General features: G+C 52.1%; 8 protein-coding genes. 3 read left to right on the forward strand and 5 right to left on the reverse strand.

All coding sequences use genetic code 11. The annotated features are described in order from the left end of the window. Together FC814_RS23750 and FC814_RS21645 are read left to right on the forward strand one after the other, a co-directional pair. A partial coding sequence (locus FC814_RS23750; protein WP_071528444.1) for an IS1 family transposase occupies positions 1-60 on the forward strand: 60 nt, incomplete at its 5' end. 97 nt (positions 61-157) lie between these two features. After that, positions 158-376 carry a CopG family transcriptional regulator gene (locus FC814_RS21645; RefSeq protein WP_001251287.1) on the forward strand — a complete coding sequence of 73 codons (219 nt, stop codon included), beginning with the start codon at positions 158-160 and terminating at the stop codon, positions 374-376. 215 nt (positions 377-591) lie between these two features. On the opposite strand, the gene fdhE is transcribed toward FC814_RS21645, so the two are convergent. Genes fdhE through fdnG form a run of 4 tightly spaced genes read right to left on the reverse strand, consistent with a single transcriptional unit; the run spans position 592 to position 6,115 of the window. Further along, complete coding sequence (gene fdhE, locus FC814_RS21650; protein WP_000027708.1) at positions 592-1,521, reverse strand: formate dehydrogenase accessory protein FdhE; 930 nt, start codon at positions 1,519-1,521, stop codon at positions 592-594. Beyond that, a complete protein-coding gene (fdoI, locus tag FC814_RS21655) occupies positions 1,518-2,153 on the reverse strand; it encodes a formate dehydrogenase cytochrome b556 subunit (RefSeq protein ID WP_000829031.1) in 636 nt (211 codons plus the stop codon). Before fdoI ends, fdhE begins: the two co-directional genes overlap by 4 nt. Further along, the gene (gene fdoH, locus FC814_RS21660; RefSeq protein WP_000331377.1) at positions 2,150-3,052 is read right to left on the reverse strand and encodes a formate dehydrogenase O subunit beta; all 903 of its coding nucleotides are present in this window, start codon (positions 3,050-3,052) and stop codon (positions 2,150-2,152) included. The genes fdoI and fdoH overlap by 4 nt, the downstream gene beginning before the upstream one ends. Positions 3,053-3,064: 12 nt before the next feature. Then, entirely contained in the window at positions 3,065-6,115 is a 3,051-nt protein-coding gene (gene fdnG, locus FC814_RS21665) for a formate dehydrogenase-N subunit alpha (protein WP_011310337.1), read from the reverse strand. 193 nt (positions 6,116-6,308) lie between these two features. Here fdnG and fdhD point away from each other — a divergent pair, with 193 nt between their 5' ends. Beyond that, the gene (fdhD, locus tag FC814_RS21670) at positions 6,309-7,145 is read left to right on the forward strand and encodes a formate dehydrogenase accessory sulfurtransferase FdhD (protein WP_000753605.1); all 837 of its coding nucleotides are present in this window, start codon (positions 6,309-6,311) and stop codon (positions 7,143-7,145) included. 329 nt (positions 7,146-7,474) lie between these two features. Here fdhD and FC814_RS23755 read toward each other — a convergent pair whose 3' ends face one another. After that, positions 7,475-7,531, reverse strand: coding sequence for an IS1 family transposase (locus FC814_RS23755; RefSeq protein WP_003032489.1), 57 nt, complete (start codon positions 7,529-7,531; stop codon positions 7,475-7,477). Positions 7,532-7,533: the final 2 nt, after the last annotated feature.

Below are 7,533 nucleotides of genomic sequence, written 5' to 3' on the forward strand. Positions count from 1 at the left end.
TCGGTGGAGCTGCATGACAAAGTCATCGGGCATTATCTGAACATAAAACACTATCAATAAGTTAGAGTCATTACCGCAAAGATCAGCTTTCGTTAATTAATTTTTCGGCGTAGTTTTCGCACATACATTAATGAGAAATATATGTAAGGTGGTGAAAATGGCGATGAATACGGTTTTTCTTCATTTATCAGAAGAGGCAATTAAACGGCTGAATAAGCTCAGGGGCTGGCGTAAGGTTTCGCGATCTGCAATTTTGCGCGAAGCGATAGAGCAATATCTGGAGCGTCAGCAATTCCCGGTGCGTAAAGCAAAGGGTGGCAGGCAAAGGGGTGAGACAGTAGGTGTTGATGATCAGTGTAAGGATCATAAGGAATGACAAAAATTTTTTTATTCTTGAATATAAAAAACCAGATGCCCTTATTCTGGTATTAATACGAGGCTGTTTTACTTGAACTTATAATAACTGCAACTGTTACATCGTATCTGGAAAACGCCTCGCGAAATACGAGAGATTTTGCGGGAATAGCAGGTGTCGTCACACCCTATGAGCTGTAATCCGGGCGACCAGCGCCACCCGGAAAACGTCAGAGATTACTCCCCTTCACCCGGAAACAGGAACGGGTTAATGGAACTACGGGCGTAGCCTTCTTGCTCCATTCGCGCGTCCAGTACCAGAGAGGCGAGGTCATCTGCCACGGCTTCAACTTTCGGTTCTTTTTCCTGATAAAGAATCTTCAGGTAAGTGCCGCAGTCATCGCAGCTTTCGGCTTTAATCGCGGCCTGTTCGTCATCCAGCGACCAGTAATGCAGTTTGCCGCTCTGCTCGCAGTTGCTGCATTTTACGCGCACCACGTGCCATTCGGTTTCGCACAGGTTGCAGTGCAGGTAACGCAGACCCTGAGTGGTGCCAATTTGCACCATGCTGGACACCGGCATAGAACCACAAACCGGGCAATATTGACGTTGCTCGCCGTATTCAGCGCGGGCTTTGCCGGGGATCAGATTGGCCATCTGCGCCCAGTAGAGCGACAGTGCAGCCCAGATAAACGGCGCTTTATCGCTGCTGACGGACGAGAAATCAGAGGCAAACAGTGCGCTGGCCATATCTTCCAGCTCCTGTGTTGATGCCTTCTCCAGATTCTCAATCACGGCCAGCGCCGGACCGCTCATTTCTGGTTTCAGCTCAGCAATCAGCGCCATCAGTAGCTTTTGCCAGTGCTTATCGCGCGGCAGGACGTGAATATCCAGCGGTGGCTTACCCTGTGCGCTGGCTTCTTTAATGCGCGCGGTCAGATCCATCTCCAGCGGATGGTCGTACAGCACCACTTCCTGGGCGTGGGCGATAAGCGCAGCAAAGCGCAGGTAATCACCCAGCGGATTATTTTCTGCCAGCTCGCGCAGACGCTCGGCGCGGCGGTTGTATAAATTCTTGAGCCGAGGGAACAATAACGGCGGAATCATATCCGCCGTACGTTTCTCGCTCGAACCCAGCTCATCTTGCGGGATTATGCGAATACTCATTCAGCTTTCTTTTCCGTTGTCTTGCGGACTTCACGATACCAGCGTGGATGGTGTTTCTTCGCCCATGCGCTGGTAACCCATCCTTCCACCATGGCGGTAATCGTGCCTTTCACCCAAAGGGCGGCGTAGATATGCACCATGATAACCACAATTAACGCTACTGCGGCAAATGAATGCAGCATTAACGCGAATCGGATCACCGGGATTGAGAAAGCAGGCGCAAAATAAGGACGCCAGATAATCACACCGCTCACCAGCAGCAGAACCAGGAAAATAATCGCTGCCCAGAAAACGCATTTCTGACCGAAGTTATAACGCCCGGTGTCACCTACTTCCTCGTTGACGACGATCTTACGAATATTCTTCGCCCAAAAGATATCATCCCGATTGATTAGGTTGTGATGCCAGTAACGGAAAAACATGATGATGAACGAGGCAAACATAACCACGCCGACAAACGGGTGCAGAATTCGCGCCAGCTGCGGTGTGCCCATGATTTGCATCAACCAGTTGAAGGACGGGAACAAAAAGCCCAGCCCACTCACCGCCGCCAGGATGAAACAGAAGGCGGTTACCCAGTGGTTGATACGTTCCGGCGCGGTGTAGCGCACGATGGTGTCACGTCGTTTCATTTGCGCTCCTCGTCTTTCTCTTCGTGCAGATTGTTCTCTTCCTCATCCGCACGGTTCGGACCGACACCCACGTAGTGGAAGATACTGGCCGCGAAGGTAGCCGCAAAGCCAACAGCCGCGAGCGGTTTCCAGATGCCTTTCCAGAATTTCACGGTTTCGCTGATTTCCGGGTTCTCCGGCAAGCCATGATACAGGTTCGGCTTGTCAGCATGGTGCAGCACGTACATCACGTGTGTACCACCGACGCCAGCCGGATCGTACAGACCCGCATTGTCGTAACCACGGGTTTTCAGCTCAGCCACGCGCTCGCTCGCTAGCGTTTTCATCGACTCTTTCGTACCGAAGTGAATCGCGCCCGTCGGGCAGGTCTTCACACAGGCCGGTTCTTGCCCAACCACCACGCGGTCAACGCACAGCGTACATTTGTAGACGCGGTTGTCTTCTGGGTTAAGACGCGGAATATCGAACGGACAGCCCGCAATGCAATAACCGCAGCCAATGCACTGCTCGGACTGGAAGTCGACGATACCGTTGGCATACTGAATAATTGCCCCTTCCGCCGGGCACGCTTTCAGGCAGCCCGGATCGGAACAGTGCATACAGCCGTCTTTGCGGATCAGCCATTCCAGTTTGTCGTTCTGCTCCACTTCCGAGAAGCGCATTACCGTCCACGATTTGGCGCTTAAATCATTGGGGTTGTCGTACACCCCAATGTTATTGCCGACGGTATCGCGAATGTCGTTCCACTCTGAACACGCCACCTGACAGGCTTTACAGCCGATACAGGTGGTGACGTCGATGAGTTTCGCCACTTCTTCCTGGAAGTCCCGCGCCTGAGGCGCGGGGGTCAGACCGTTAGTCGCGGAACGACGAATGATATCTTGAGATTGATAAGCCATATGTCGTCTCCGTTACACCTTTTCCACATTCACAAGGAAGGACTTAAACTCCGGCGTCTGCGTGTTCGCATCACCAACGAATGGCGTTAACGTATTGGCAATAAAGCCTTTTTTAGCTACGCCTTCATAGCCCCAGTGAATCGGAATACCGATGGTATCGATATCTTTGCCGTTCGCTTTCAGCGTGCGAATACGTTTGGTCACCACCGCTTTGGCTTTGATATAGCCACGGTTGGAGGAGACTTTCACGGTATCGCCCTGAGCAATGCCAAGTTTATTCGCCAGCGACTCACCGATTTCCACAAACTGCTCTGGTTGCAAAATCGCGTTCAACAGCGCGTGTTTGGTCCAGTAGTGGAAGTGCTCGGTCAGACGATAGGTGGTTCCGACATACGGGAACTTATCGGCTTTACCCAATGCTTCGGCGTCGTCTTTAAAGATACGCGCAGCCGGGTTCGAGATAACGTTTGGATGCAGCGGGTTAGTCCCCAGCGGCGTTTCAAACGGCTCGTAGTGTTCCGGGAACGGACCTTCCGCCATCTTATCGAGGGCAAACAGACGCCCCATGCCTTCCTGCTGCATGATAAACGGCCCGACGCCACTGCCAGGAGGTGCTGCGCTGTAGTCCGGAATATCCCAGCCGGTCCACTTAGTGCCGTCCCATTTCAGCAACTGACGCTTCGGATCCCACGGGTTACCCTGCGGGTCTGCGGAGGCGCGGTTATACAGGATGCGGCGGTTAAGCGGCCATGCCCATGCCCAGCCCAGCGTGTTACCGAGGCCAGACGGATCGGCGTTATCACGGCGTGCCATCTGGTTGCCTTCCGGCGTCCAGCTACCGGCGAAAATCCAGCAGCCACAGGAGGTTGTACCGTCATCGCGCAGTTGGGCGAACGAGCTAAGTTGTTGGCCTTTCTTGACGATAACCGCACCGGTTGCCGGATCGGTAATATCGGCCAGCGCCTTACCGTTGCTCTCCATCGCTACTTCTTCCGACTTCGGCTCATGCGGAATGGCGTAGTTCCAGGTCATGTTCAGCACCTGGTCCGGGTTCGCGCCACCCTGTTCGGCATACATCTTGCGCAAGCGCAGGAAGATACCGGAGAGGATCTCGCCATCAGTCAGCGCAATCCCTGGGGCGTCCGCACCTTTCCAGTGCCACTGCAACCAGCGACCGGAGTTAACGATTGAACCGTTCTCTTCCGCGAAGCAGGTCGATGGCAGACGGAACACTTCGGTCTGGATCTTCGACGAATCAACTTCGTTCAGCTCACCGTGGTTCTGCCAGAAGTTGGAGGTTTCAGTGTTCAGCGGGTCGATGGTGACGAGGAACTTCAGTTTTGACAGACAGCCGATCACTTTGTTTTTGTTCGGGAATGAGGCAACAGGGTTAAAGCCCTGGCAGATATAGCCATTGACCTTGCCCTCTTTCATCATCTCGAAGTATTGCAGGACGTCGTAGCCTTTATCCCACTTCGGCAACCAGTCAAAGCCCCAGCTATTTTCCGCCGTCGCTTTATCACCAAAGAAGGCCTTCATCATTGAGACGAAGAATTTCGGGTAGTTGCCCCAGTAGTTGACCTGGCCTTCCAGCAGCGGTTTCGGCGTATTGGCGGTAAGGTAGGTTTGCAGATCGGTCTGCTTCTCACTTGGCAGCGTCATGTAACCCGGCAGGCTTTGCGACAGCAGCCCCAGATCCGTCAGCCCCTGAATGTTGGAGTGACCGCGCAGGGCGTTAACGCCGCCGCCAGCCATCCCCATATTACCGAGCAGCAACTGGATCATCGCCATGGTACGAATGTTTTGCGCACCAACGGAGTGTTGCGTCCAGCCGAGCGCGTAAAGGAACGAGGCTGTTTTATCGTGAGCACTGGTTTCTGCGATGTATTCGCAGACTTTCAGGAACGCGTCTTTTGGCGTACCACAGATGTTTTCAACCACATCTGGCGTATAACGGGAAACGTGCTGTTTCAGCAAGTTCCACACGCAGCGCGGATGTTGCAACGTGGTATCGCGTTTGGCAAAGCCGTTTTCGTCCAGTTCGTAAGTCCAGGAAGATTTATCGTACTTACGTTTTTCCGCGTCGTAGCCGGTGAACAGGCCATCTTCAAAGCCGTAATCCTCACGCACGATCAGGCTGGCGTTGGTATAGGCTTCGGTGTATTCGCGGTTGAATTTTTCATTGTTCAGCAGGTACAGCAAAACGCCTGACAGGAAAGCAATGTCAGTACCGGAACGAATTGGGGCATAGTAGTCAGCCACCGCCGCCGTGCGCGTAAAGCGAGGATCAATCACAATTAGCTTCGCGCCGTTGTGAATTTTGGCTTCCATCGCCCAGCGGAATCCTACCGGGTGAGCTTCAGCGGCGTTACCGCCCATCACCACGACAAGGTTGGCGTTCTTGATGTCGACCCAGTGGTTGGTCATCGCACCGCGACCAAATGTTGGAGCAAGACTTGCTACCGTTGGTCCGTGTCAGACACGCGCCTGGTTGTCGACCGCGAGCATACCCAGCGCGCGGGAGAATTTTTGCGTTAAATAGCCGGTTTCGTTGCTCGACGCGGAAGCACACAACATTCCGGTGGAGAGCCAGCGGTTAACGGTCACGCCTTCGGCGTTTTGCGCAATGTAGTTCGCATCGCGGTCTTCTTTCATCAGTTTGGCGATGCGATCAAACGCTTCTTCCCAACTGATTTGCTGCCATTTGTCAGAACCAGGCGCACGATATTCCGGGAACTTCAGACGGCTTTCGGAGTGGATAAAATCCACCAGGCCAGCGCCTTTCGGACAAAGTGCACCACGGTTGACCGGGTGATCCGGATCGCCTTCGATATGGAAGATAGATGCTTTGGCGTTTTTTGCTCCGTCACCGAGGCTGTACATCAACAGCCCACAGCCTACGGAACAATAGGTGCAGGTATTACGGGTTTCGCGGGTGCGCAGCAGTTTATACTGCCGGGTTTCCGCGAGTGCTACGCTGGGTGCAAAACCCAGTGCCGCTGCCGTGGTGCCTGCCATACCGCCAGCGCAGATCTTAAAGAACTGCCTTCTGCTGACCTGCATGGATTGCTCCTTGTTTCGACATTGTCACGTCCCATTTACATTCGCTTGCTGCGTGTGCAGGGAGTGGGAGTTATTTTTCTTTGCGGAAGGGGCCGCAAAGGTCCAGAATTGGCTCAATTTCCCTCCATCCAGGAAGGGTTTGTAACAGAATACCATAATCTTGGTGTGTGTGTTCTTATCTGGTTAAGAGAAAGTGAAAAAAACACAGCAAAAAGAAATCAAAAATGTGACAAATATCACGGGAATGCGACAAATTGAGTTATGGCAGCGTGATGATTTACAACGTTCCCGGCTTGATGAAGTCGCGGAAGAAGTTCCCGTTGCGTTGGTCTACAACGGCATTTCGCACGTAGTGATGATGGCATCGCCCAAAGACCTTGAACTGTTTGCGCTCGGTTTTTCGCTTTCAGAAGGAATTATCGAAAGTCCGCGCGATATATTCGGCATGGATGTTGTTCCCTCGTGTAATGGTCTGGAAGTGCAAATTGAGCTTTCCAGCCGTCGCTTTATGGGGTTGAAAGAGCGTCGTCGGGCACTGGCGGGGCGCACGGGCTGTGGCGTATGTGGCGTGGAGCAACTTAACGACATCGGTAAGCCAGTGCAGCCGTTGCCGTTCACCCAAACGTTTGATCTCAACAAACTGGATGATGCATTACGCCATCTCAATGATTTCCAGCCAGTGGGGCAACTGACCGGCTGTACTCACGTCGCCGCCTGGATGTTGCCGTCTGGCGAACTGGCTGGCGGACATGAAGATGTGGGCCGCCATGTGGCGCTGGATAAACTGTTAGGTCGGCGGGCGCAAGAAGGTGAACGTTGGCAGCAGGGTGCGGTGTTGGTTTCCAGCCGTGCCAGCTATGAAATGGTGCAAAAATCAGCGATGTGCGGGGTAGAAATTCTGTTTGCTGTGTCTGCCGCGACAACGCTTGCCGTAGAGGTCGCCGAGCGATGTAACCTGACGCTGGTAGGTTTTTGTAAGCCGGGACGGGCGACGATTTATACTCATCCGCAACGATTGATTCATAATTAAAGAGGTACCGCAATTCTGATTCTGGATTGCGGTTTTATTTTTTTATTAAATAATGCTGAATATGTTATTCAGCATTTAAATAATAATTTCACCACAAGAAATTATCTCGTTAACTTCGGTTTATATCGATATACTCCAGTCGCATTAATCCTTTAAGAATTAATCATTATTTATATAAGACATTTTGTTTTAATCATCGCGTCAATAAATAAATGTTTCCGATGAGTGAATGAAAATAACAAACCTTGCACCGGTTGTAAAAAACAGCAATGTATTTTCAATAGTGGGTGATGGATTATGAGTATTGAAAAATGGGTAATGACTCTAACTTATTGATAGTGTTTTATGTTCAGATAATGCCCGATGACTTTGTCATGCAGCTCCACCG

The sequence above is a fragment of the Escherichia sp. MR genome (assembly GCF_005280595.1).
GTDB classification, from domain to species: domain Bacteria; phylum Pseudomonadota; class Gammaproteobacteria; order Enterobacterales; family Enterobacteriaceae; genus Escherichia; species Escherichia ruysiae.